At 58.0% G+C, this 23,517-nt stretch carries 24 protein-coding genes; 17 read left to right on the forward strand and 7 right to left on the reverse strand.

Going from position 1 to position 23,517, the window contains the following annotated elements:
- Window positions 1-91: 91 nt before the first annotated feature.
- Window positions 92-787, forward strand: coding sequence for a DUF4893 domain-containing protein (locus tag L3X40_RS07450; protein WP_237365069.1), 696 nt, complete (start codon window positions 92-94; stop codon window positions 785-787).
- A 21-nt stretch (window positions 788-808) separates the two neighbouring features.
- Here the strand turns inward: L3X40_RS07450 and L3X40_RS07455 are convergent, their stop codons facing one another.
- Both L3X40_RS07455 and ubiG read right to left on the reverse strand, forming a co-directional pair.
- The gene (locus L3X40_RS07455) at window positions 809-1,066 is read right to left on the reverse strand and encodes a hypothetical protein (RefSeq protein WP_237365070.1); all 258 of its coding nucleotides are present in this window, start codon (window positions 1,064-1,066) and stop codon (window positions 809-811) included.
- A gap of 229 nt (window positions 1,067-1,295) precedes the next feature.
- The gene (ubiG, locus tag L3X40_RS07460; protein ID WP_237365071.1) at window positions 1,296-2,048 is read right to left on the reverse strand and encodes a bifunctional 2-polyprenyl-6-hydroxyphenol methylase/3-demethylubiquinol 3-O-methyltransferase UbiG; all 753 of its coding nucleotides are present in this window, start codon (window positions 2,046-2,048) and stop codon (window positions 1,296-1,298) included.
- A 75-nt stretch (window positions 2,049-2,123) separates the two neighbouring features.
- On the opposite strand from ubiG, the gene L3X40_RS07465 reads away from it, so the two are divergent.
- The 8 genes from L3X40_RS07465 (at window position 2,124) to L3X40_RS07500 (ending at window position 12,836) form a co-directional block, all read left to right on the forward strand.
- Window positions 2,124-3,380: an aspartate kinase gene (locus tag L3X40_RS07465; RefSeq protein WP_237365072.1), complete on the forward strand. Its 1,257-nt coding sequence runs from the start codon at window positions 2,124-2,126 to the stop codon at window positions 3,378-3,380.
- A 5-nt stretch (window positions 3,381-3,385) separates the two neighbouring features.
- On the forward strand, window positions 3,386-4,399 hold the full coding sequence (locus L3X40_RS07470) for an NAD(P)H-dependent flavin oxidoreductase (protein ID WP_237365073.1): 1,014 nt from the start codon (window positions 3,386-3,388) through the stop codon (window positions 4,397-4,399).
- An 89-nt stretch (window positions 4,400-4,488) separates the two neighbouring features.
- Entirely contained in the window at window positions 4,489-6,762 is a 2,274-nt protein-coding gene (ptsP, locus tag L3X40_RS07475) for a phosphoenolpyruvate--protein phosphotransferase (protein WP_237365074.1), read from the forward strand.
- Window positions 6,763-6,877: 115 nt separating this feature from the next.
- The gene (locus L3X40_RS07480) at window positions 6,878-7,699 is read left to right on the forward strand and encodes a helix-turn-helix domain-containing protein (RefSeq protein ID WP_237365075.1); all 822 of its coding nucleotides are present in this window, start codon (window positions 6,878-6,880) and stop codon (window positions 7,697-7,699) included.
- Between the two features lie 131 nt (window positions 7,700-7,830).
- Window positions 7,831-8,706, forward strand: coding sequence for a tetratricopeptide repeat protein (locus L3X40_RS07485; protein ID WP_237365076.1), 876 nt, complete (start codon window positions 7,831-7,833; stop codon window positions 8,704-8,706).
- Window positions 8,687-9,646 carry a tRNA lysidine(34) synthetase TilS gene (tilS, locus tag L3X40_RS07490; RefSeq protein WP_237365077.1) on the forward strand — a complete coding sequence of 320 codons (960 nt, stop codon included), beginning with the start codon at window positions 8,687-8,689 and terminating at the stop codon, window positions 9,644-9,646. The genes L3X40_RS07485 and tilS overlap by 20 nt, the downstream gene beginning before the upstream one ends.
- A 78-nt stretch (window positions 9,647-9,724) precedes the next feature.
- Window positions 9,725-11,671: an ATP-dependent zinc metalloprotease FtsH gene (ftsH, locus tag L3X40_RS07495; RefSeq protein WP_237365078.1), complete on the forward strand. Its 1,947-nt coding sequence runs from the start codon at window positions 9,725-9,727 to the stop codon at window positions 11,669-11,671.
- Between the two features lie 424 nt (window positions 11,672-12,095).
- Complete coding sequence (locus L3X40_RS07500; protein ID WP_237365079.1) at window positions 12,096-12,836, forward strand: TetR family transcriptional regulator C-terminal domain-containing protein; 741 nt, start codon at window positions 12,096-12,098, stop codon at window positions 12,834-12,836.
- 53 nt (window positions 12,837-12,889) lie between these two features.
- On the opposite strand, the gene L3X40_RS07505 is transcribed toward L3X40_RS07500, so the two are convergent.
- Both L3X40_RS07505 and L3X40_RS07510 read right to left on the reverse strand, forming a co-directional pair.
- Window positions 12,890-13,414, reverse strand: a complete 525-nt coding sequence (locus L3X40_RS07505; protein ID WP_237365130.1) for a peroxiredoxin — start codon at window positions 13,412-13,414, stop codon at window positions 12,890-12,892.
- A 115-nt stretch (window positions 13,415-13,529) separates the two neighbouring features.
- Entirely contained in the window at window positions 13,530-13,859 is a 330-nt protein-coding gene (locus tag L3X40_RS07510) for a PilZ domain-containing protein (protein ID WP_237365080.1), read from the reverse strand.
- A 572-nt stretch (window positions 13,860-14,431) separates the two neighbouring features.
- Between L3X40_RS07510 and L3X40_RS07515 the strand changes: the two genes are divergently transcribed.
- The 6 genes from L3X40_RS07515 to L3X40_RS07540 all read left to right on the forward strand — a co-directional run bounded on the left by L3X40_RS07515 (window position 14,432) and on the right by L3X40_RS07540 (window position 17,060).
- Window positions 14,432-14,773, forward strand: coding sequence for a glycine zipper 2TM domain-containing protein (locus tag L3X40_RS07515; protein ID WP_237365081.1), 342 nt, complete (start codon window positions 14,432-14,434; stop codon window positions 14,771-14,773).
- A gap of 712 nt (window positions 14,774-15,485) precedes the next feature.
- Entirely contained in the window at window positions 15,486-15,686 is a 201-nt protein-coding gene (locus L3X40_RS07520) for a hypothetical protein (protein WP_237365082.1), read from the forward strand.
- Between the two features lie 138 nt (window positions 15,687-15,824).
- Window positions 15,825-16,001: a hypothetical protein gene (locus L3X40_RS07525; RefSeq protein ID WP_237365083.1), complete on the forward strand. Its 177-nt coding sequence runs from the start codon at window positions 15,825-15,827 to the stop codon at window positions 15,999-16,001.
- A gap of 253 nt (window positions 16,002-16,254) precedes the next feature.
- Window positions 16,255-16,461, forward strand: a complete 207-nt coding sequence (locus L3X40_RS07530; RefSeq protein ID WP_237365084.1) for a cold-shock protein — start codon at window positions 16,255-16,257, stop codon at window positions 16,459-16,461.
- Between the two features lie 83 nt (window positions 16,462-16,544).
- On the forward strand, window positions 16,545-16,736 hold the full coding sequence (locus tag L3X40_RS07535; RefSeq protein WP_237365085.1) for a hypothetical protein: 192 nt from the start codon (window positions 16,545-16,547) through the stop codon (window positions 16,734-16,736).
- Window positions 16,737-16,931: 195 nt separating this feature from the next.
- Window positions 16,932-17,060, forward strand: a complete 129-nt coding sequence (locus L3X40_RS07540) for an entericidin A/B family lipoprotein (RefSeq protein ID WP_237365086.1) — start codon at window positions 16,932-16,934, stop codon at window positions 17,058-17,060.
- A gap of 7 nt (window positions 17,061-17,067) precedes the next feature.
- On the opposite strand, the gene L3X40_RS07545 is transcribed toward L3X40_RS07540, so the two are convergent.
- The 3 genes from L3X40_RS07545 to L3X40_RS07555 all read right to left on the reverse strand — a co-directional run bounded on the left by L3X40_RS07545 (window position 17,068) and on the right by L3X40_RS07555 (window position 20,568).
- Window positions 17,068-18,471 carry an NAD(P)H-dependent flavin oxidoreductase gene (locus L3X40_RS07545; RefSeq protein WP_237365087.1) on the reverse strand — a complete coding sequence of 468 codons (1,404 nt, stop codon included), beginning with the start codon at window positions 18,469-18,471 and terminating at the stop codon, window positions 17,068-17,070.
- Window positions 18,472-18,562: 91 nt separating this feature from the next.
- Complete coding sequence (locus L3X40_RS07550; protein WP_237365088.1) at window positions 18,563-19,702, reverse strand: glycosyltransferase; 1,140 nt, start codon at window positions 19,700-19,702, stop codon at window positions 18,563-18,565.
- Window positions 19,702-20,568, reverse strand: coding sequence for an alpha/beta fold hydrolase (locus tag L3X40_RS07555; protein ID WP_237365089.1), 867 nt, complete (start codon window positions 20,566-20,568; stop codon window positions 19,702-19,704). The genes L3X40_RS07550 and L3X40_RS07555 overlap by 1 nt, the downstream gene beginning before the upstream one ends.
- A gap of 37 nt (window positions 20,569-20,605) precedes the next feature.
- Here L3X40_RS07555 and L3X40_RS07560 point away from each other — a divergent pair, with 37 nt between their 5' ends.
- Window positions 20,606-21,991, forward strand: a complete 1,386-nt coding sequence (locus L3X40_RS07560; protein ID WP_237365090.1) for a protein adenylyltransferase SelO family protein — start codon at window positions 20,606-20,608, stop codon at window positions 21,989-21,991.
- A gap of 72 nt (window positions 21,992-22,063) precedes the next feature.
- The gene (gene astD / locus L3X40_RS07565; protein ID WP_237365091.1) at window positions 22,064-23,497 is read left to right on the forward strand and encodes a succinylglutamate-semialdehyde dehydrogenase; all 1,434 of its coding nucleotides are present in this window, start codon (window positions 22,064-22,066) and stop codon (window positions 23,495-23,497) included.
- Window positions 23,498-23,517: the final 20 nt, after the last annotated feature.

Here is a 23,517-nt window from a genome sequence, read left to right on the forward strand (position 1 = left end):
ATTAACTATTTGTTAATATTTGATGTCCATCCTTTCTTAACATTCAGCCGGCCCTTTCCGGGGACAGCAAGAAGGATCTGACACGATGCATATGACCCGTTCAATCGCGGCGGCGATGACGCTGGCGATGACCCTGTCCGCCTGCACCACAGTCGTCGGGCAGGCTGAACCGGAAACCGCATCGGCCAACGTGGACGTGGTTGAGGTCGATCCTATCGCGGATTGGCGCACTGTAATTTCCCCAGCCGACATGGCACGGCTCAACGGCCTCGACACTGCCTGGAAGGAAGGGTTAAGTCAGGCGCGTGATGCCGGTTTCATCAAGGCTATCGAAGCGGAAGGAGCATTGCTGGAACCAGGCGCAGCCTTGCCCCGTGCCGCGCCGCCGCCCGGTCCTTATGAATGTCGTGTCATCAAACTTGGTCATCCCGATGGCGAAAAGGGCGTGGATTTCATGGCCTACAAAAGCTTCTTTTGCCATATAGAGGCAGAAGCGGACAGGCTCTGGATCGTCAAGCAGACTGGGTCGCAGCGTCCTGCCGGACGGATCTGGCCCGAGCGCGATGATCGCCAGGTTTTTCTGGGCGCAATGGAATTGGGCGAAGAGAAGGAACCGCCCGCCTATGGCGATGATCCGGAACGCGACCTTGCCGGCTATGTCGAACGTGTCGGGGCGTTCCAGTGGCGCATCGTCATTCCTTCCCCGCGGCAGGAATCACGGCTGGATGTCTTCGAACTGGTGCCAATCACGCCCGTTGCGCGAAGGTTGCAACAACCGGCGGGATAAGGGCTGACGGCGAAAGCGATGTCATTCCGCCAGTTTCATAATGCCCCGCACTACCAGCAAAACAGCCAGCACCACCGCCAGTATCGGCATGGCGATGACGATCCATAACGAGGCCATGTTTGATCCGCCATAGCCGCCCAGCAATCCGATAATGATTGCAAGCGCCATGGCAGCGGCACATATCCAGGCGGCCATACGCCATCTTCCGCGCAGCAGGATCAGGCTTGTGAGCTGAAGCAACAGATAAACCAGCCCGGCGCCCAACAAGAACATATCCATCCACGCCTCCCACCGCCATTGTCGGATTCATTGTCCTGTTGTCGGCGTAGAGCATCATAGGACCCGATTGAATCACAAACGTGCTTTCATAACACGCCGATCCCATTTTCCCGGTTCAATGCGTCCACCCGGACAAAATGCCTTCATATCAACACGGAAAGGACCGGAAACACGGAACAACCATCAAAGGGGGCCGGGTGTTCCATTGCGTAAGAGCCATGTGTGTCGGTTATGGCGCTTGATGATCGCCCCGCGCCTTGCGAACGCTCATCAAATAATTGAGCGCCTTGTTGTCACAGAGGGTAAAACCATCGCCAATGCTGAATGACAGACCGCGTATATCCGTCACCTCCAGCCCTGCCTTGCCGAGCATTTCCTCCAGTTCGTCGGGCGTCAGAAAGCTGTGCCAGTCATGCGTGCCCTTCGGAATTTGTCCCAGTCCCTCGCCCAGCGTAATCATGGCAAGGCGCGACAGGGCCGTTCTGTTCGGCGTCGACAAGATCATGAGCCCGCTGGGCGCCAAAGCCCGAGCCAATCCATCGACGAAAGCCTGCGGGTCGGCAACATGCTCTATCACCTCCATCGAAGTGACCAGATCGAAGCCATTCTCACCCAGCTTTTCGATACCGCAGACACGATAGTCGATAGCCAGCCCCTGTTTTTCGGCATGCGCGACAGCGACAGCGATATTTTCCGGGGCCGCATCAATCGCTATGACCTGCGCGCCCATCCGCGCCAACGGTTCGCTGAGCAAGCCCGCGCCGCATCCCACATCCAGCACGCGCTTGCCCTCAAGCGGGCGCATCAGGCGCGCATCGCCGCGCCAATGCGCATCAATTGCCTCCCGCACATAGCGCAGGCGCACAGGGTTGAGCTTGTGCAGCATCGCACTGCTCCCCTTGGGATTCCACCAGTCAGCGGCCAACTTGCCGAAATGCGCGGCTTCGTCGGGCTTGATCGTGGTTGCGGCCTTGCTTGCCATAATTTCTCTCAGTGCTAATAGGGGCGCGCCCCGCGCCGGGGCATCTCTGCAACAGACGGGAATAAGGCGCAAATCATGGCGCGCATAGTAATGAAATTTGGTGGCACGTCGATGGCGGGCATGGAACGAATCCGCAATGTCGCATCGCGCGTCAAGCATGTCGTCGAACAGGGCAATGAAGTCGCCGTGGTCGTGTCTGCCATGGCGGGCGAAACCGACCGCCTGGTGGGCTTCTGCCGCGAAGCGAGCTCCCTGTATGACCCGGCGGAATATGACGTCGTCGTCGCCAGCGGCGAACAGGTGACAAGCGGCCTGTTGGCCATGACCTTGAAATCAATGGGCGTGGATGCGCGAAGCTGGCTGGGCTGGCAATTGCCGATTCGTACCGTCGACACCCATGCCAAGGCGCGGATCGAAAGTTTCGAAACCGCGGCATTGAACAAGGCAATGGCGGCAGGACAGGTCGCGGTCATTCCCGGTTTCCAGGGAATGATGGAGGATGGCCGCATTGCGACGCTGGGCCGGGGCGGATCGGATACATCCGCCGTTGCGGTTGCGGCGGCGGTAAAGGCCGATCGGTGCGATATCTATACCGATGTTGATGGCGTCTATACCACCGACCCGCGTATTGTTGCGCGTGCACGCAAACTGGACAAGGTAACATACGAGGAAATGCTGGAACTGGCGAGTGTGGGGGCGAAAGTCCTCCAAACCCGCTCGGTCGGCCTTGCCATGAAGGAAGGGGTGCGCATTCAGGTGCTTTCCTCTTTCGAGGACCCGGATCAGGACGATCTTCCCGGTACATTGATCGTCAGCGAAGAAGAAATTGAAGGAAGCGATATGGAACGGCAGCTCATCACCGGCATCGCCCATGACAAGAACGAGGCAAAGATCATACTGACCCGCGTACCAGACCGGCCCGGCGCCGTTGCGCACATATTCGGACCGCTGGCCGACGCGGCTATCAACGTCGACATGATTATCCAGAATGTCGGCCGCGAAAAGGGTGAGACCGACGTGACCTTCACTGTACCACGCACCGATCTGGCCCGCAGCGTGGATCTGTTGGAACGCAACAAGAGCACAATCGGCTTCAATCGCATCATAACGGACGCCGAAGTCGCCAAGATTTCCGTGGTCGGCGTCGGCATGAAGAGCCATGCGGGCGTTGCCGCCACCATGTTCAAGACGCTGGCCGATCGCGGCATCAATATCGAAGCGATCTCCACCAGCGAAATCAAGGTCAGCGTCCTGATCGATGAGGATGAGACCGAACTTGCCGTGCGTGTGCTGCACACTGCTTATGGGCTGGACGCCGACGTGGCAGCTTGAAACCGATGGCAAAAGACAAGCTCCATCGCCTGATGGCGCGTGGTACGGAATTTCTGGGTTGCGACGTCGCCGTCATGTGCGGTGCGATGAGCTGGGTTTCCGAACGCAACCTCGTGTCCGCGATCAGTAATGCGGGCGGCTTTGGCGTGATTGCTTGTGGCGCAATGACGCCTGACCTCCTGGACACCGAAATTGCCGAGACGAAAAAGCTCACGGCAAAGCCCTTCGGCGTCAACCTGATCACCATGCACCCACAGCTTTTTGACCTGATCGCAGTTTGCGCGAAGCATGAAGTCGGCCATGTCGTTCTTGCTGGCGGTCTGCCGCCCAAGGGCAGCATAGAGGCGATCAAGGAGATGGGCGCAAAGGTCATCTGCTTCGCACCGGCGCTTTCGCTGGCGAAGAAGCTCGTCCGGTCCGGCGTTGATGCGCTGGTGATCGAGGGCATGGAGGCCGGCGGTCATATCGGCCCTGTCGCAACCTCCGTGCTGGCACAGGAAATTCTGCCCGAACTGGCGCATGAATTGCCGGTCTTTGTTGCGGGCGGCATAGCCCGCGGCGGCGCAATTGCCGGCTATCTGGAAATGGGCGCCTCGGGTGTCCAGCTTGGCACGCGTTTTGTCTGCGCGCATGAATCGATCGCCCACCCCAATTTCAAAAAGGCGTTTATACGGGCATCGGCGCGCGACGCCGTGGCAAGCGTGCAGGTCGATCCCCGCCTGCCCGTCATTCCGGTACGCGCACTCAAGAACAACAGCACTGAAGCTTTTACCGCCAAGCAACGCGAAGTGGCCGCCCGGCTCGACGCAGGCGAAATCGAAATGGGCGAAGCACAGCTTCAAATCGAGCATTATTGGGCAGGTGCGCTTCGCCGCGCAGTCATCGACGGCGATATTGATGGCGGGTCGCTCATGGCGGGCCAATCTGTCGGCATGGTAAAGGGCGAAGAACCCGTCGCACAAATCATTGCCACGCTGATGGAGGAAGCGGTCGCGGCATTGGAAAAGCGGGCAGGCTGAATGCCTGTAATGGAGGGATGAGCCTGATTCATGGCAAATAGCCGTCATCCCCATTGGAAACCCGTACGGCTTTCTGATAGCGATGGATCATGACCACTACAGCCGCCGCATCAGCACGGGAAATCCTCAATCGCCTGCACGATGTGATGGCGTCGCGCACCAATGCGCAAAGCAAGCTCAACAAGGTCGTGGCGATCATTGCCGAACAGCTTTCGAGCGAGGTATGCTCGATCTACCTGCTCCGGGACGGGCTTCTGGAACTCTACGCGACACAAGGCCTCAAACAAGACGCCGTGCACGTCACAAAGCTGGCGCTGGGTCAGGGCCTTGTCGGCACGATCGCCAAGAATATCGAAACGCTGAACCTGGATGAAGCAACCAGCCATCCCGATTTCGTGCACAACCCCGAAACGGGCGAGGAACTGTTCCACAGCTTCGCGGGCGTTCCCATCGTCCGGCGGGAACAATCGGTCGGCGTGCTGGCGGTCCAACATGTTGAACCGCGCCGCTATGATGAAGTTGAGATCGAGGCGCTTCAAACGGTGGCGATGGTGTTGGCCGAACTCATCTCCAATGCTGGCCTGATCGACGAAGGTCCAGCGCATACCCGGGTGCAGGACACCTCTCCCACCATATTATCGGGTCTGCAACTCGTCATGGGTATGGCGCGCGGCCATGCCGTGTTCCACCAGCCGCGCGTCACCATTGAACATACTGTCGCGGAAGACATCGAGGTAGAGCGTCAACGCGTTTATTCCGCCTTTGCCAAGATGCGAGAGCAGATCGAGCGGATGGCGGGCCAGTCCGAATTCGGAGTCGATGGCGAACATGAGGAGGTGCTCGAAACCTACAAGATGTTCGCCTATGACGAAGGCTGGGCCAGACGCATCAATGAAGCAATCGACAGCGGCCTGACCGCTGAGGCAGCCATCGAGCGCGTGCAGCAACGCACCCGAATGCGCATGCGCCAGATCGACGACCCATTGCTTGCCGAACGGATGCACGATCTGGAGGATCTGGCCAACCGCCTGATCCGTACAGTGTCGGGCCAAATGGGCACTGCGGCACAATTGGGTCTGCGACAGGATGCCATTTTGATCGCCCGCAACCTTGGCCCGGCAGAATTGCTGGAATATGACCGCCGTCGGTTAAAGGGCGTGATTTTGGAGGAAGGGTCGCTGACGGCTCATGTCACCATTGTTGCGCGTGCGATGGGCGTGCCGGTCCTTGGCCGTGTCCGCGATATCCGGCATCTGGTCAACGAGGGTGATCTGCTGCTGATCGACGTCAATGAAAACCGGCTGTTCATCCGGCCGACACCGGCGATGGACGAGGTGTTCGAGACCAAGCTCGCCTTCACCCAGAAACGCCGCGCCGCCTTTACCGCAATGCGCGACCTGCCATCGCAAACGCTGGATGGCGAACGGATCGAGCTGATGGTGAACGCTGGGCTTCGTGATGATGTCGCGGCGCTCGATGTAACCGGCGCGGATGGCATTGGTCTTTTCCGTACCGAATTCCAGTTCCTGGTTTCTGCCACCTTGCCCCAGCGCGAACGTCAACAAAGGCTGTACAGGGATGTACTGGACGCGGCGGGAGAACGCCCAGTCATCTTTCGCACCGTCGACATCGGCGGAGACAAGGCGCTGCCCTATATGCGCCAGGACCACGAAAGTCAGGAAGATAATCCCGCAATGGGCTGGCGCGCGCTACGCCTTGCCCTTGAGCGCGATGGCCTGATGAAAGCCCAGGCCCGTGCACTGTTGGAAGCGGCGGCGGGGCGAACGCTCCACGTCATGTTCCCGCTCATTTCCGAACCATGGGAATTCGACGCCGCCAGGACATTGTTCGAGGCCCAGCGTGCATGGCTGATGAAACAGAAGAAAAAAATACCGACCAAGATCCGCTACGGCGCGATGCTGGAAGTTCCCGCATTGGCAGAGGTACTCGATATTCTGCTGCCCAAGCTCGATTTCCTGTCGGTAGGCACGAATGATCTGACGCAGTTCCTGTTTGCGGCCGATCGCGCACACCCCAAGTTGGCGGAACGCTATGACTGGCTCAGCATCGCTATTTTGCGCTTCCTTAACCGCGTCGTGATTGCCTGCCGCGAATATGATGTCCCGGTCGGGGTGTGTGGCGAAATGGGTGGCCGCACGTTGGAAGCCATGGCGCTGCTCGGACTGGGGATCAAGCGGCTGTCCATTACACCGGCGTCGGTTGGCCCGGTCAAAGCCATGATCCGTTCATTGGAAGTAAAGCCGTTGCAGGTGGAAATGGCGGCTTTGCTGACAAGCGGCCGAAGCGATATTCGCGACGCGTTGGCGCGATGGGCAACTGACCGGAAAGTCGAACTTAATTAACTTCTGCGCCATGAGCATCAATCCGAAATAAATACCATCCACCAAGTTGACATGCATTGCCCGGCAATGTGAGAAAGCGCCGGGGCGTCACGCATCGCCGGTCCAGGAGATGGTAATGGCTGCGGAAGAAGAAATTTCTCAGGAAGAACTGAACATTCACGGACCAGGTGACAAGCTGCGCATGGGCCGCCAAGCCATGAAACTGGAGCTGGAGGATGTGGCAGCGCGCACGCGTGTTCCTCTGCGTTTGTTGAAGGCGCTGGAAACCGGCGATTATGCCGCACTACCCGGCAGCACCTATTGTATCGGTTTCTCCCGTGCTTACGCCAGGGCCGTCGGACTGGACGAAGTGCAGATCGCGCGGGAAGTTCGGGCCGAGCTGGAGGCTCAGGACGCCATGACGGGGTCGCGTTATGAGGCGTTTGAACCCGCCGATCCCGCGCGCGTCCCACCTCGTTACCTCGCCTGGACCGCTATCGTGCTGGCTCTGATACTGGCGGTCGGTTATGGCATCTGGCGCACCCAGTATTTCACTGCGCCCACCGACGAGGAAATCGCGCAAACTGCTGTAATTGAAGCCCCCGCGCCTGCACCGGCACGCCCTGGCGCGGTGTCGGTTCCAATGCCGCCCGCCACGCCATCGGGCGAGGTCGTCCTGACCGCAACCGATACGGTCTGGCTGCGCATCTATGAAGAAGGCGGCAAGCGATTGTTCGAAAAGGAAATGGCGGCAGGCGAAAGCTATTCCGTACCCGCCGACGCCAAAAATCCGTTGATTCTGACGGGACGGCCACAGGCGCTTCGCGTCACCGTTGGCGGCAAGGAAGTGCCGCCGCTGGGAACGCCGGACAAAACCATTGCAGATGTTGGCATTAGCGCTTCCGCACTTAACGCCCGTCCTTCCGCACCACCGCCGTCAGGCTCCAATCTACCCTGAACAAGTTGGTCATCATGAAGCTGAAAACCACGCAGATTCATCGCAGGTCAATCTTTACCCTGCAAGGAAACCCGTTATGATCGACCCGAAAAGAGTGTGTCGGGCACATTAATCATTGCAGAGGATATGCGATGCGCAAGTTAATCTTGATCGCCATGGGAACTATTGCTGTTTCGACCGGCTCCGCCATTGCGCAGTCTTCTAATGTTGAAATGCGCGTGGGACGCCTGGAAAAGGAAATGAAGGCGGTCCAGCGCAAGGTTTTCCCGGGCGGCTCCAACCAATATTTCGAGCCGGAAATCACTCCGGCGCCCGCTGCCCCGGCGACGGCGCCGGGTACGCCCGCGTCATCGCCAATCGCCGACCTTACCGCTCGTGTGGACGCGCTGGAGGCGCAACTGGCCAATCTTACCGAACAAGGGGAACAGAACGCCTTCAAGCTTCGTCAACTTGAAGACATGTTCAACAAATACAAGGCAGAAACCGAAGCACGTCTTGCCCCTGCCGCGCCGGCCATCGGTGCTGCACCGGCTCCGGTCAAACCCACAGCCGCAGCTCCTGCTAACGAAGCCCGCAAAGCCGCAGTCGCAGCGATTGAGAAGCCAGACACAGGCGATGCGCCAGAGGATGCCTATATATATGGCTATCGTCTCTGGGCGGCTAAATTCTACCCCGAGGCGGAGGCGCAACTGAAAAGCGTCGTGGAAAAATATCCCTCGCACCGTCGCGCGAGTTTCGCCCAGAATTTGCTTGGTCGCGCTTATCTGGACGAAGGCAAGCCAGCCTTGGCGTCAGTGGCATTATACGAAAATTACCAGAAAAGACCAAAGGGCGAGCGCGCTCCGGATAGCCTCGCCTATCTGGGTCAAGCGCTTATCCAACTCAAAAAAACCAAGGACGCTTGCAAGGTCTATGACGAATTCGACGATGTCTATGGCGCAACCGCAACAGCTGCGCTGAAAGACACGGTCGCCAAAGGGCGCATCAGTGCCAAATGCACTGGATGATCCTTTCTCCACGCGCTTCAGGTTGAATCTGGAAAGATTGCTCGACCGTCCGGTGAAGCCGGATGATCGTTTCGGCATTGCGGTATCGGGCGGCCCCGACAGCATGGCCCTACTCACAGTCTCGCATTTCGCCCTGCCCGGACAGGTGGAAGCGGCGACCGTGAACCACGGCTTTCGTTTGCAAGCGGCGGACGAGGCCGCGATGGTTGCGCAATGGTGCCTCGAACGGGGCATTCCCCATGCTACGCTGAGCCCGCCTGCCCCTATTACCGGGAATTTGCAATCTGCCGCGCGCAAGGAGCGCTATTGTCTGTTGTGGCAATGGTGCGAACAGCGGGGGCTTGATTGGCTGATGACCGCGCATCATGCCGACGACCAGTTGGAAACGCTGTTGATGCGCCTCAATAGGGGGTCCGGTGTCGCGGGCCTGGCGGGCGTGCGGGAGCGGTCGGACCGGCTGTTGCGACCTCTGCTTAGCTGGAGGCGCGCCGAACTGGCACAGATAGTCGAACAGACGGGTTGCCCCTATGTGGAGGACCCAAGCAACGCCGATGCCCGCTTTGACCGTGTAGCCATGCGAATGCATCTCCAGCAAACGGACTGGCTTGATTCTGTGTCGGCCAGCCGCAGCGCAGCAGCCTTGGCGGAAGCCGAAATCGCTCTCAATTGGGTGATCAAGGGTCTTTGTTCGCAACATTTGCAGCAAGCCGGCGAAGAAATCCGTCTTGACCGGACAGATTTTCCCCGGGAAATTCAAAGACGTCTGCTGCTGCACATGCTGACCCGCCTTGATCCTGAACTGGTGCCGCGCGGCGATACACTCGATCAAGCGCTCGTTCAGCTCGGGCTTGGCAAGAAATATACAATCGGGTCGCTGTTATTGCAGGGCGGTGATATATGGACGGTGAAGCCTGCCCCGCTCCGGCGGGGACAAGGCTGATATTGGTCCGCCTGTCCGATGGATATTGTCATTTGACGATGACCCCCTATCTTGGGTGTACCCCTATAGAGAGTGAAGATGAACGACGATAAAGAGCCACAGAGCAATCCCTGGATGAAAAGCGCCATGATCTGGGCCGGCGTGATCGTGGCGCTGTTGCTGTTCGTCTCCATTTTCGATTCCCGATCGGTATCGCCCGCTGGTGATTCCATCGCCTATTCGGAATTCCGGGAGAAAGTGCAGCAGGGCGAGGTCAAGGAAATATCGATCGCGCCCGACCGTATCAGCGGAACGTTCACCGACAACAAGACATTCAACACCATCCCCGTCAGCGATCCCGGCCTGGCCAATCTGCTTGATGATTATAATGTGAAATACAGCGGCAAGGCGGAAGAACAGCCGAGTTTCTGGATGATCCTGCTCTATCAGTCGCTGCCGTTTCTTTTGATCCTGGGCATCGCCTTTTTTGTGCTGCGACAGATGCAAAAGGGTTCAGGATCGGGTGCCATGGGTTTTGGCAAGTCCAAAGCCAAGCTGCTGACTGAAAAACAGGGCAAGGTTACGTTCAACGACGTTGCCGGCATTGACGAAGCACGTGAAGAGCTTCAGGAAATCGTCGAATTTCTGAAAGACCCGACGAAATTTGCGCGCCTTGGCGGTCAGATCCCCAAGGGAGCACTGCTCGTGGGCAGCCCCGGCACCGGCAAGACGCTGCTTGCCCGCGCGATCGCGGGTGAGGCGGGCGTGCCTTTCTTCACCATTTCGGGTTCCGATTTCGTTGAAATGTTCGTCGGCGTGGGTGCCAGCCGCGTGCGGGATATGTTCGAACAGGCGAAGAAAAATGCGCCTTGCATCGTTTTCATCGACGAAATCGACGCCGTCGGGCGTCATCGCGGTGCCGGGCTTGGCAATGGCAATGACGAACGCGAACAGACATTGAATCAGCTTCTAGTCGAAATGGACGGGTTTGAAGCGAACGAAGGCATCATCATCATCGCCGCAACCAACCGGCCCGATGTGCTTGACCCTGCGCTGCTGCGTCCGGGTCGCTTCGACCGTCAGGTTGTTGTGCCGCGCCCGGACATTGAAGGCCGCGAAAAGATTCTGGCTGTCCACATGAAAAAGGTGCCGCTGGCTCCTGATGTACAGCCGCGCGTGATTGCGCGTGGCACCCCCGGATTTTCCGGCGCGGACCTTGCCAATCTGGTCAACGAAGCGGCATTGCTGGCTGCCCGGCGCGGCAAGCGTCTGGTCGCTATGGACGAGTTCGAACAGGCCAAGGACAAGGTGATGATGGGCACCGAGCGCAAGTCCATGGTCATGACCGAAGACGAAAAGAAAATGACCGCCTATCATGAGGCTGGCCATGCCATCGTGGCCGTTCATGAGCCAGCGTCCGACCCCATTCACAAGGCGACGATCATCCCGCGCGGCCGCGCTCTCGGCATGGTCATGCGTCTGCCCGAGCGCGACAATTACAGCTATCATCGCGACAAGATGTATGCGAATCTTGCCGTCTCCATGGGTGGACGGGTCGCTGAAGAGGTTATCTTCGGCTATGACAAGGTGAGTTCCGGCGCCAGCGGCGACATTCAATATGCGACCAAGCTGGCCCGCGATATGGTAACTCGCTGGGGCATGTCGGACAAAATGGGACCGCTACAATATAGCGAAGGCGAAGAAGAAGTGTTCCTGGGCTATTCGCGTACCCAGAACATGCATATGTCGAACGAGACAGCGCAAGCCATCGATGCGGAAATTCGCCACATCGTGGAAATGGGCTATGATCGCGCCAAACACGTGCTGACAGAACATGAGGATCAACTTCATATGCTCGCGGGTGCGCTTCTGGAATTTGAGACGCTGAGCGGTGACGAAATCAAAACATTGCTTGAAACCGGCGAATTCAATCGCGATGACAGCTTTGGCGCCAAACCCGCATCGGTTCCAACCACGGGTTCATCGATCCCGAAGACCCGTCGCCGTAAAGGTCCGTTCGGCGACGCTGCTCCTCAAAGCGCGTAACATAGCTTTTATCGGTTCGACATCTCGTCTCTGCTAAACCAGTAATTGCTATTTCGTAGTTTCCCAACATCCGGGTGTCCCCGGATGTTGGGAATGCGTCGTCTCATCGATCAGCGCCCCGGTATATGCACGGCATAGACGCATCGCATCATTGGCGAGCGGCGCAGCGGTGATATATATGGTTACCAAAAGTTCATCCTCGGCCCGCTATATGCGATGCGCATATGCCAGAAGGCTGATGGGAATTTCTCAATGGTTCGGATATATATTCAGGGTTCTCGAGACCTGTGCACTTTGGATAAGCGAGTCGCCGGAATGGTCGGCATGCTCTCGCTCCAGCAAGAAATCGGGAAATGCGCGCATATTGCGACAGCCGAAAGAACCGCAATAGCGCCGCTTTCTGTCGAAAGAAACATATAGAGCGATGCCGCGGACGTTAATCACCTTGCCTGCCAAACCACTCCCCGCTGGACGCCGCGGGACGGCAAAACGCACGCGCATTCAAGTCCGCAATGAAGAACGGATATTGGACGCTGCGCAGCAAGTGTTCGCCGACTATGGCTATTATGGCGCCACCATGGACAAGGTCGCCCGCAAGATCGATATGTCGCAACCCAACTTGCACCATTATTTCAAGCGCAAATCCGATCTTTACAACGCGGTGCTGAAACGAGCGCTGGAAACCTGGTTAGCTACCCTGCGAGAGATGAACCCGAAAGGGAACCCAAAGACGGAACTGTCCCGTTATATCAGGCAAAAGATCGAGCTGTCACGGCGCTATCCCGAAGCATCGCGGGTGTTTGCGGGGGAAATATTGCAAGGCGCGCCGGTGCTGTCACATTATCTGGAGACCAGCTTTAAAACGATGATGGAGAAATCCGTCGCCGTAATCCAGCATTGGATCGACAACGGCAAAATTGCAAAGGTCGATCCCTATCACCTGATTTTCATGATCTGGGCCGCAAGCCACCACTATGCCAACTGCCTGCCTCAGGTGACAGCGGCAATGGGGGTCAAGCGCCTGACAAAGGCACAATATAGTGCGGCGGGACAGTCAATCTGCGATGTCATATTGCACGGCGTTTTGCCAGCGTCCGCGCAGAGCATCGTGCGGAAAAGTGGGAACCGGTTTTCCGCAACAAACGATGCGACAACAAAAACATAAAGCGGGCGGGGTGATTCAGATTTCACGCTGCCCGCTCTAGGGCCACTACCTGTTCATTTACCCAGTGACTTCACCGCCGCCAATGTGTTCCTGACATGATCTGCGGGATTGGGGTCGCTATAGGTGTAGGCGACACGACCGCTTTGCGCGATCACATAAGAGGTGCGATTGGATAGCCCGGCCCGCTGTGGCAACGTCACGTCATAAGCGGTGATGACATCTGGCTTGGCAGTCGCAACCGCAAAGGTGTTTCGGCACGCCTCTACGGAAAATTTCTGCAACTTTTCGATCGGGTCGGCAGACAACCCGATAATCTTGGCCCCTGCCTTTTTGAACGCGGCACTTGCCTCGGCAAATTCATGCGCTTCTATAGTGCATCCCGGCGTGAATGCCGCAGGAAAAAAGTAAAGAACTACCGGACCATGCTTGAGCTGCTCAGCCAGATTCAGGGTAAAAACCTTACCAGCCAAGGCACCGCGCGTGGTGAAGTCGGGAGCCTTCTCTCCGGCTGCCAGGGCGGCCATGGCAGGTCCCGACAAACACAATGCAGAAACAAGCACCGCAGCAATCCATTTCATAGTCATGACAATTCTCCCGGTGCCCATGATAGACACCGATCTTGCCAGCCGTCCAGTTCGCGGCGCTCGTTTCGTTTATGAGTGGGGGCGATGGTGGCCTGCTCGCCTGGCAACCCTAGTGCAGACTGTCATGTGCCGGATGCTGTTTTGCCACATGTTCGCATACGGCCTGATGCAAGGGCGTCGTAAAAGAACAGCCATAGGTAAAACCCTCGCGCCACGCGATCGAGGCCTCAAACCCTGAAAAACCCGGAATGGTGAGCCAAAGCCGTGTTCCCACATGCAAAGTGAAGCTCGTTTCAAAGCGAAAGCCGGTGACCGAGATGTCACGCACATCTGCATCAAACCGGACAATTCCGTGACCACGGATGCTTGCGTGAATCATAACCTTGCGGCGCTCCGCCCGGCGAATTCCTCTGTCCTGGATATATGGCGCCCGCGTCAAATCCGAATCCACTTCCTATTAGTAAGCGAGTCTGCGCAAAATCCGTTAAATCGGAGTAAAGCATTGCCAGAATGACCGGAAAAATAAGGAGTTTCTTGCATACAACGCGACCGGGCCGTCCTTTCAAAAAAGAGGATGCGATGGCTGGACAGCATGCTGCCCGGCCGGAGTTGGAGAGAGCCGACCCACCAAAGCGGCCCGATGCCGCCTGTAGCCAAGTGGGGCATTTGCCATCCGCCACTCGTCATTCCCGCGAAGGCGGGAATCCACCTCCCGACGCCAAACCAGGTGGAAGGCCCAGGGAATGGATTCCCGCCGCCCGCTCCCCACAGCGGACGCTCCGCGGGCAGCCAGAGGTCCAGCGGGCAAGCTTACTTCTTTGATATACAAAGGAGGTTTTTAATGGCGGGAATATCTGCGCGGATCAATCCATTACGGATGCGATTTGATCCGAAATGGACCAGATCCATGCGCCCCCGCAGCATCTCCCAACCGCTCCGCAGCACCTCATGCAACCCGATCCGCCGCCGATGGTTGATCCCTCATCGGTAACAACCGGAGAGGAACACCAAATGCGGAATCACCTTATGGCCGTAACGGCTGCGGCGGCACTTTCTTTGACCGGCTGCGCCAATGGCGGGCTGTTTGGCGACAATGATCGCTATGACCGCCGGTATAGCGAAAATGGTTATGTGCTGCGCGACAATGACACCATCTATCGGGACGCGAACGGCAATTATTATTGCAAAAAGCCCGATGGCACGACGGGCCTGATCGTCGGCGGAGTCGCTGGCGGTGTGCTTGGCAACATCATCGCCCCGGGTGGCAGCAAGACGCTGGGCACCATATTGGGTGCTGCTGGCGGTGCGCTCGCGGGGCGTGCGATCGACCGCAACAATATCCGCTGCGAATAAGCGGTTCGGACACGCGCAATCTCCCTCTCTCCACGCGGGGAGAGAGGGAGATTGCGCCATGGCTGTTATGCCAATATGCTCTCCACAACCCTAAACTTCCTAAACTTCCAGCGGCGGCCACGACCGACTGACCGAATTGCAGCGACATTTCCGCGCCGTTCTGTTACGAGATCTGTACCACGCGATATTCAGGCCGTAGGCATCGCGTGCCGGGACGCTTGTGCGTCCCGCTTACAAGACAAGGAACAGTCCCCATAGCCTATCTTAACCAATCGCGCGAACGCGCCGGATGAGCCGCGCCATCAACATCAGCGAGACGATGCAGGTCGTTTCTGACACCTGTGAACGTCACGCAGTCGCCTTTACCACCATGGAACCGCTTGAATCGGGCGGCACGCGAGTCGTTTGTCTGAATTCCGATGGCGCGGACCTGCTCCGTCGCAAGATGAAGACAAAGATTCTCTCCGGTCCCGTCGTACGGTCCGGCTTGTACGCTTCTCGCGGCGCCAGAGCTTATTGACACCGGGCGATCTCACGCATCTGTTGTTCAATTGCGACAGTGCCGCCAAATATCACCGCAAGCACCCGCCCGATAGCGACTCACGCGTCCTGTTCTGATAGGATAGAGTTAACGTGCGCCTTCATGTCCACTGGCAAACATATGCCAGGGCCGCCTTTGTGCACCGTCAATCATGTCGAGGAGAGGTACGACATGGATTTGAATGACTTGTTCTTCAATGAACAGCTTTCGCTTTTGCGGGCGATGGATGCCGGCAGCCCGGAATTGCGTGCGCGGCATGCAAGACTGGCCAGAGATTATGGCGAACGCATCGCCGCCTATCGCGCCGACAAGCTGGCGAATCCCAATGCGTTCAGCCTCAACAAGTTGAATTTGCACGACTTGTTGAAGTAACTAACGACATCCGCGCTGAAATATGCTAAGCGGAGTCGTATCAAGCCGTACGTACCTAAACCCACTGTCAACGCACCATTTTTAAAATGCGTTTGCATAGACGATGCATTGACGTGCATCTCGAAGGAGAGGAACGACATGGATCTGAACTACCTTTTCTATCGCCAACAAATTTCCCTGTTGCGTGCCCGTAGCGCAGCCAATCCGGAAAGTCGTGCCGCCCATGAAGGACTTGCCAAGGGCTATACCGAACAAATCCTGGCATACAGAAATACCAACCATCGCCTGGAAACCGCCGAGCGGGAGGTTGCCTGAAATTCACTGATCCGGCGTTCCCTGTCCTCCGCACAGGAAGGGAACGTCCGGCATTTCGTCCATAGAATGCGCCCTCTATTCGCCTGCATTGCTTATCCGGGCATTCCCGCCTATACTATGTCTGCTAAATGTCGCACGCGGCGACGGATACTTGTGCCTGACGGCGCTGACTTCCTTCTCTCCCACGCTTCTGCAGCACTTCGCGGACCCGACGGTCGGGAACGCATTAATATCGAATAGAAGGAATACGCTCATGCCAATCGGCACCGTAAAATTTTTCAACGCTGACAAGGGCTATGGTTTCATTGCGCCGGAAGATGGCGGCACTGACGCCTTTGTGCACATTACCGCGGTAGAAGCTGCCGGGATGCGCACGCTGGACAAGGATCAGCGCGTTTCTTACGAATTGCAGCAGGACAAGCGCGGCAAAATGGCCGCCGTCAACCTGCAGTCGGCCTGATCCGACCCTGATTCAGGGCGTCCGGAGGCTTTTATGGCTTCCGGACGCTCTGTTCTTTCCTGTTGCGCGACGAGGGCCTAGTCATGAGTCACGCTGATTTTTACCGCGAACGTGCCAAGGATGCCCGGATAGAGGCTGATAAGACACCGCTCGCCAACGTCCGCGACCGCTGCCTCCGGTCTGTAGAGGCGTGGGAAAAAATGGCCGACAGGGCCGAAAGCATCGCCCGCGATCGACAGGTTCGCGATGCCGCTGCTGGCAAGAGCGATCACTGACGCGGCAAGGCCCGTTCAGAACGCACGACTTCACCGACCATACCAAAACCAGATTGAACGGAACGCTTCATAGCGCGTCGGGTTCTGGTCACCCCGCTATTTCATGCCGCTTGGAACTCCGGGAGCACCCCCTACGTTTTCTTTTGGGATAAACGCCAGCGCCCTGCATGACGAAGGCCCACTAGGAGAAATCAGATGACCAGGAAAATATTGGCTGCGCTATTATTGACTGGCGCATTATTCGTGACCGCCTGCAACACCGTAGAAGGCGCGGGTGAGGACGTCCAAAGTGCTGGTGAAGCTGTTGAGAATGCGGCCGATTGAACCTCCCTCAATCCCCCGTCAGTATCCGGTCGACTAATTGCTTCACTGTCGGAACAAACCCGTTTGAATAAAAAGGATCTTGCTTGAACTGATACGCTCCATGGCCGGCAAACATCAGATTCTGTTCGATGTCACCGCCATGGGCAATGTCCTGCAGCGTCTTTTGAATGCAGAAACTGCGGGGATCGGCGAGACGCCCGGTGCTGTTGGTTTCAGTATCCATCCAGCTTGAAAACGCGCACTGGCTAAGACAACCCATACAATCGGCCTGATCCTTGCGGATGAGGGTGCGTTCTTCTTCGGTCACGAACACCAACGTATTGTCCGGCGTCTTGAGCGCACTGGTATAGCCCAATCCGTACCACTCGCGTGCGCGGAGCAAGTCACCACGTGTCACCCAGAAATTTTTGCCCTTCACCGCCACGTCCAGCTGATGTTGATGATCGCCAGCCGCTTCGCCGGAAAAGGCGATCTGCCGTTCCGAACGGTTTTCCAAGTTACGCAGGAAGGGATTAAGGACTGCCGATGAATAAAATCCGGTTGGCGAGAAACGATGCAGCAGGATGTCCCCTTCATCCAGCGTCGTCAGGCGATCCTTCCATCCCTGCGGAATGGGGCTTTCCTGTGTCAGAAGGGGTCGCGTACCGAATTGGAAGGCGATCCGGCCCAGCTCCGGATTATCGATCCACTCATTCCAGTCGCGCAGATACCAGACGCCGCCAGCCATGACGATCGGCACTTCGTCGCTGATGCCGCCTTCGCGCATCGTGGCGCGCAGATCGCGTACACGCGGATAGGGGTCCTGAGGCTTCAATGGATCTTCGGCATTGGACAAACCATTATGTCCGCCCGCCAGCCAAGGGTCCTCATAGACCACGGCAGCAAGCCATTCCGATGCCTTGCTGTAAGCGCGCTTCCACAGCGCGCGAAATGCCCGGGCGGAGCTGATGATCGGAAGATAGCTGACCTCGTATGAGGCCGCAATCTCGCTCAGCTTGTAGGGCATGCCAGCGCCGCAGGTCACGCCCGCCACCATGCCGCGCGTCCGTTCCAGCACGCCGTGAAGCACGCGCTGTGCACCGCCCATTTCCCACAGCACATTGATATTGATTGCGCCTTTGCCGCCGGCCAGTTCGAACGCACGCTTCACTTGTTCCACCGCGCCATCAATGGCATACTGGATCAGTTCCTCGTGCCGTTCGCGCCGTGTGGCTGACTGATAAACCTGCGGAATGATCTTGCCGGTCGGGTCATAGCTGTCGGCGTTGACGGCCGACACGGTACCAATGCCGCCAGCAGCAGCCCATGCGCCCGAACTCATATGGTTGGACACTGCGACACCCTTGCCGCCTTCGACCAGCGGCCATACTTCACGGCCGCCATAGATGATGGGTTTCAAACCCTTGAACACATTATGCTCCCCAAGAATTCCATATTGCCCCGCAGGCAATTGGCCGCCTATACCAAGTTTTCACGCCCTTGCGCGCAAAATTTCCCGCGCTCTACAGCAATGCACCGGGTCTGGCTATAGCTTGCCCGTAAAGTCGGGCATATGCGGCAATCATATCGGCTTCCGCAAAGCAAAGCCTGGCCTTCGCACGATTCGCCATCCCAATGTCCGCACGCAATTTCGTCCCGTTTGCAAGCTTGCCAAGCGACAGCGAAAAAGCATCCTCATCGTCCGGCGGCACAATGAATGGACGATTTTCCGGCGCGACCATATGCGCGACATCGCCGACGTCGGTGGACACCACCGGACAGCCAGCCGCCATCGCCTCCACCAACGAAATAGGAAACTGCTCGCTGTCCGAAGACAGGGCAAATATATCAAAAAGCCCGACAAATTGCCAGGGCTTAGTCATGAAGCCCGGCAAATGCAGGTCGTCCAGCCCCATAGCGGCAGCCTCCGCAAGGATGGTCTCACGTTCAGGCCCGTCCCCGACAATGACGAGTTGCAGCTTGTCCTTATGCACGCCGACCGCACGTACGAGGCGCGGCAAGTTCTTGACCGGACGAAGTCCCGCCAGCGTCCCGACAAGCAATTTACCGGGCGTGCGGACAAGTCCGGGGATAGCAGCGGGATCGCCAATGCGTTCATACCGCGCAACATCTATCCCATTGCGGATCAACCGAACCCTCTCGCGCGGTTGCTTCCAATCATGCATCGCAATCGCTTCGAGCTTTTCGGATGGCACCACCAATGCAGAGGCAGTACCCAGCGCAATCCGGCGAAAGAGGTTGCGACGAAGCTTAAGGCCATCGGTCTCATCGCTGTTAAAGCCGTCTTCATGGTGAATGAGCGGAGGAAGGCGCATCACTGACGCGAACAGCCGATGCGCCATCACCGCGTCCATTGCGCCCCAATTATAGCTCAGGACCAGATCGAACCGCTGCATATAAAGCGCCAGCGCCCGATAGCGCCATAAAGACAGTTGCCCTGTCAGCGAGGGCGCATCCTGCGGAAATGCAACCGCTATTTCCGTTTCTATCGCATCGCGGGCGCCAAGCTGACCGGAAACGCCGCTCAGGATCGTATGGACCGCCTTATCACCCCACACATTCATCAGCCTGACCGCCCGCGCCTCCTTTCCGCCCAGCGAAAAGCTGCTGTGCAGATGAAGGATGCGCAGGGGACCAGCCATCAGGCGTCCTGCAATACCCGCTCAAGCAACCGATCGATACCCGCGATGGCTTCCGCTTCATTCAGAACCGGCGCATGTCCGACATCGGGTACGGTGACCAGTTCGGCGCGATCAAGCCGCGTCAGCATCTTCTTTGCCGTTTTCGCGCTGAGCAGGTCCGACAAGGCCCCCCGCACGATCAGCAATGGTACAGTTTTCAGCGCGTCGAGCGTCGGCCACAAATCGACGCCCGCTTCCCCACCCGGCAACCGCAGCGGCTCGGCAATACGCATGTCATAGTCGAGCACGATGCGTCCGCCGCTGGTCAACCGGAACAGGCGCTTGGCCATGCCCAGCCAGTCATCCAGTCTATAGCGGGGATAGACCTCAGCATTGTTTTCCGCCAGCGACCGGGCTGCATGCACCCAGGTCGGGTAACTGCCCCCGGTCCCCACATAGGTACGAATTCGGTCCAGCCCTGCCTTTTCGATGACTGGCCCGATATCATTCAACAGCGCGCCGGCGATCCGACCCGGTCGGGTGGCGGCAAGCAGCATGGTGATGATACCGCCCAGAGACGTGCCAAAGGCAATGAAGCGGGTGATGGCAAGGTCGGTGAGCAGCCGTTCTGTGTCCTGAACATAGGTCAACGGCACATAGGTCATCGGGTCCTTGGAATAGGCGCTTTCCGCTCGCCCCCGCATTTCCGGACAAATAAGCCGCCATTTCCCCGCCAGATGGTTGGCCACCAGCTCGAAATCACGGGCGTTGCGCGTCAAGCCGGGAAGACACAGGATTGGCGGACGGTCGGACGGTCCGGCATAGTCCCGATAATGCAGGCGCAGGCCATCGTTCGACCACCAATATCCATCTTTGTAATCTGCCAAGCTTGAACCTTTCACACAGTCACCCCCATATCGCCTTATGACGATCAAGCCGCAACCCGCGAAATATCATCCGGAGACTGCCATCCTGTCGCTGGGTGAAAAAATCGGCGACCCGGTGAAGCCCGCCGATTTTCCCGAGACCATTTTGCGCTTTCGCAATGATCGCTGGGCGGAAACTGTTGGCCTTGCTCATTTGAACGATGAACAATGGATCGGGCATTTCGGGCGGTTCGAACCGCTGGATGGATCGCTTCAGGAACCACTGGCGTTGCGTTATCACGGGCATCAATTCCGGTCCTACAATCCGGAAATTGGCGATGGACGGGGATTTCTGTTCGCGCAACTGCGCGATGGCGCGGGTCGCCTGCTCGACCTTGGCACCAAAGGATCGGGGCAGACGCCTTACAGCCGCTTTGGCGATGGGCGGCTGACGCTGAAAGGCGGCGTGCGGGAAATTTTGGCGACCGAAATGCTGGAAGCGCTGGGCGTCAATACCAGCAAGACCTTCTCGCTTGTCGAAACGGGTGAGGAACTGGTGCGCGGTGACGAACCATCCCCGACCCGATCGGCAGCGATGGTGCGCCTTAGTCATGGTCATATCCGTATCGGCACGTTCCAGCGGATTGCCTTCGAACGCGATGAGGCGATGATGACCCGTCTGGTCGAATATTGCCTGACTCAATTCGGAACGGGTGCGGAGGACGCGGCAGAGCCGGTCACACTGCTTCGACAGGTCGTGGAAAGGACCGCCGATCTGGCCGCATCCTATATGGCGGCAGGCTTTGTACATGGCGTGCTCAATAGCGACAATATCAACATCACCGGGGAAAGCTTCGATTATGGCCCCTGGCGCTTCACCCCGAAATGGGACCCCGCCTTCACTGCGGCTTATTTCGATCAGACCGGCCTTTATGCCTTTGGCCGTCAGGCAGAGGCGATCCATTGGGATGTGGCGCAGCTTGCCGTATCACTGCGGCTGCTAAGCGACGCCGATCCGCTGATCGCCGAACTGGAGCGGTTTGCCGACCTGTATCAACAGGGCGTCATGAAGCATTTCTTCCGGCGGCTGGGACTTTTGCCTGGCGAATTGACATCATCGCTGCGCGTCATTGAACAATGCGTCAAGGCAATGGTGGAGACGGGTACGGACATCGACCGCTTCTTCTTCGACTGGCGCTGCGGCGATGCAAAGCGCGTCGAACATTATACCGGAGAACAGTGGGATGCGGTTCGTGCGGACCTGACCGCCTTCACGCCCGCTGGAGCATGCGACCATCCCTATTGGTCAGATGCCGCCCCCTGTTCCATGCATATCGAGGAAGTAGAAACGATCTGGTCTGCCATTGCCGAGCGCGACGACTGGCAACCATTATATGACAAGGTCGCGGCGATCCGGCGAATGGGAGAGGCGCACGTCCAATAATCGCGCTGTCTTGGGCTGAAAATTGCGTTAAAGAACAATATATGACTGGCTCATTCTTAACAGTGATATTCCATGACCACTAAGCTCGTCTCCACCGAACCTGCCACTGGCGCGACACTTTGGTCCGGCACGATCAGCGATATAGACGCTGAAATCGCCCGTGCACGCGCCGCATGGCCGGCATGGGCGGCGCAACCGCTCAGCTATCGGATCGAAACGATGCGCCGCTTTGGCAATATGGTGCGGTCAAAGAACGATAAGCTGGCCGACCTGATCGCGCGGGAAACCGGCAAGCCGATCTGGGAAGCGCTGACCGAAGTGGATGCGGTAATCGGCAAGGTGGAAATTTCCATTTCGGCCTATTCCGAACGCACCGGCCAAAAACGGCTGGAAGGCGCGATGGGCGACCGCTCGGCCGTCCGGCATAAACCGCATGGCGTGATGGCCGTGCTTGGTCCCTATAATTTCCCGGCGCACCTGCCCAACGGCCATATCGTCCCCGCGCTGATCGCAGGCAACGCCGTCGTCTTCAAACCATCGGAAAAGACCCCGGCGGTGGGCGAATTGCTGGTCGAACTCTACCACAGTGCGGGCGTACCCGATGACCTCGTCCGCTGCATCATCGGCGGCCCCGAACAGGGGCGCGCACTGACCGCGCATGAGGATGTGAACGGCATATTGTTCACAGGCTCCGCGCAGACCGGCATCGCCATCAATACGCAGTTCGCCGCCCGTCCCGACAAGATACTGGCGCTGGAAATGGGCGGCAACAATCCGATTGTCGTGTGGGACACTGCCGACGTCCACACTGCCGCCATCATGGTCGTCCAGTCCGCCTTCATGTCAGCGGGCCAACGCTGCACGGCGGCCAAGCGCCTGATCGTCAAGGACAGCCTTTACGATGCCGTGGTGGGAGAGGTGAAGAAAATCGCCGACCGTCTGATCGTCGGCGAACCGCACAGCCAGCCGACGCCGTTCATGGGTCCGGTGATCGACAATCAGGCCGCTGACGGCCTGACCGAGAGCTTCCTCATCCTGATGAGCAACGGCGGCAAACCGATCAAGCACATGGTCCGCCCCATAGATGGCCGTCCCTTCGTCACCCCGGCGATCATCGACGTCACCAGCATGCCCGAACGGCCCGACATCGAACTGTTCGGCCCGATCCTCCAGGTCATCCGCGTCGGAACGTTCGAGGAAGCCATTGCCGAAGCGAACAACACCCGCTTCGGCCTGTCCGCATCGCTCATCGGCGGATCGCCTCAGCACTATGACCAGTTCTGGGCCAATATTCGCGCTGGCATCATCAACTGGAACAAGCCGACCAATGGCGCATCCTCCAGCGCACCCTTCGGCGGCGTCGGCATTTCGGGCAACCACCGGCCAAGCGCCTATTATGCCGCAGATTACTGCGCCTATCCGGTCGCCTCGTCGGAAGCGGAACAGGCGCGCGCGTCGATCGGCATCGGTTTGAAGGATGTGGATGTGTCAGCAATGGGCGATTGATTTCCTACCCCCCAAAACAT

This window comes from Rhizorhapis sp. SPR117 (assembly GCF_021742065.1).

What these genes read in the sequence shown, in the direction of transcription:
- L3X40_RS07450 (WP_237365069.1), top strand. Translation starts at nt 92, where the DNA reads ATGACCCGTTCAATCGCGGCGGCGATGACGCTGGCGATGACCCTGTCC.
- L3X40_RS07455 (WP_237365070.1), bottom strand. Translation starts at nt 1,066, where the DNA reads ATGGATATGTTCTTGTTGGGCGCCGGGCTGGTTTATCTGTTGCTTCAG.
- ubiG (WP_237365071.1), bottom strand. Translation starts at nt 2,048, where the DNA reads ATGGCAAGCAAGGCCGCAACCACGATCAAGCCCGACGAAGCCGCGCAT.
- L3X40_RS07465 (WP_237365072.1), top strand. Translation starts at nt 2,124, where the DNA reads ATGGCGCGCATAGTAATGAAATTTGGTGGCACGTCGATGGCGGGCATG.
- L3X40_RS07470 (WP_237365073.1), top strand. Translation starts at nt 3,386, where the DNA reads ATGGCAAAAGACAAGCTCCATCGCCTGATGGCGCGTGGTACGGAATTT.
- ptsP (WP_237365074.1), top strand. Translation starts at nt 4,489, where the DNA reads ATGACCACTACAGCCGCCGCATCAGCACGGGAAATCCTCAATCGCCTG.
- L3X40_RS07480 (WP_237365075.1), top strand. Translation starts at nt 6,878, where the DNA reads ATGGCTGCGGAAGAAGAAATTTCTCAGGAAGAACTGAACATTCACGGA.
- L3X40_RS07485 (WP_237365076.1), top strand. Translation starts at nt 7,831, where the DNA reads ATGCGCAAGTTAATCTTGATCGCCATGGGAACTATTGCTGTTTCGACC.
- ftsH (WP_237365078.1), top strand. Translation starts at nt 9,725, where the DNA reads ATGAACGACGATAAAGAGCCACAGAGCAATCCCTGGATGAAAAGCGCC.
- L3X40_RS07500 (WP_237365079.1), top strand. Translation starts at nt 12,096, where the DNA reads ATGCCGCGGACGTTAATCACCTTGCCTGCCAAACCACTCCCCGCTGGA.
- L3X40_RS07505 (WP_237365130.1), bottom strand. Translation starts at nt 13,414, where the DNA reads ATGAAATGGATTGCTGCGGTGCTTGTTTCTGCATTGTGTTTGTCGGGA.
- L3X40_RS07515 (WP_237365081.1), top strand. Translation starts at nt 14,432, where the DNA reads ATGCGGAATCACCTTATGGCCGTAACGGCTGCGGCGGCACTTTCTTTG.
- L3X40_RS07520 (WP_237365082.1), top strand. Translation starts at nt 15,486, where the DNA reads ATGGATTTGAATGACTTGTTCTTCAATGAACAGCTTTCGCTTTTGCGG.
- L3X40_RS07525 (WP_237365083.1), top strand. Translation starts at nt 15,825, where the DNA reads ATGGATCTGAACTACCTTTTCTATCGCCAACAAATTTCCCTGTTGCGT.
- L3X40_RS07530 (WP_237365084.1), top strand. Translation starts at nt 16,255, where the DNA reads ATGCCAATCGGCACCGTAAAATTTTTCAACGCTGACAAGGGCTATGGT.
- L3X40_RS07535 (WP_237365085.1), top strand. Translation starts at nt 16,545, where the DNA reads ATGAGTCACGCTGATTTTTACCGCGAACGTGCCAAGGATGCCCGGATA.
- L3X40_RS07540 (WP_237365086.1), top strand. Translation starts at nt 16,932, where the DNA reads ATGACCAGGAAAATATTGGCTGCGCTATTATTGACTGGCGCATTATTC.
- L3X40_RS07550 (WP_237365088.1), bottom strand. Translation starts at nt 19,702, where the DNA reads ATGGCTGGTCCCCTGCGCATCCTTCATCTGCACAGCAGCTTTTCGCTG.
- L3X40_RS07560 (WP_237365090.1), top strand. Translation starts at nt 20,606, where the DNA reads ATGACGATCAAGCCGCAACCCGCGAAATATCATCCGGAGACTGCCATC.
- astD (WP_237365091.1), top strand. Translation starts at nt 22,064, where the DNA reads ATGACCACTAAGCTCGTCTCCACCGAACCTGCCACTGGCGCGACACTT.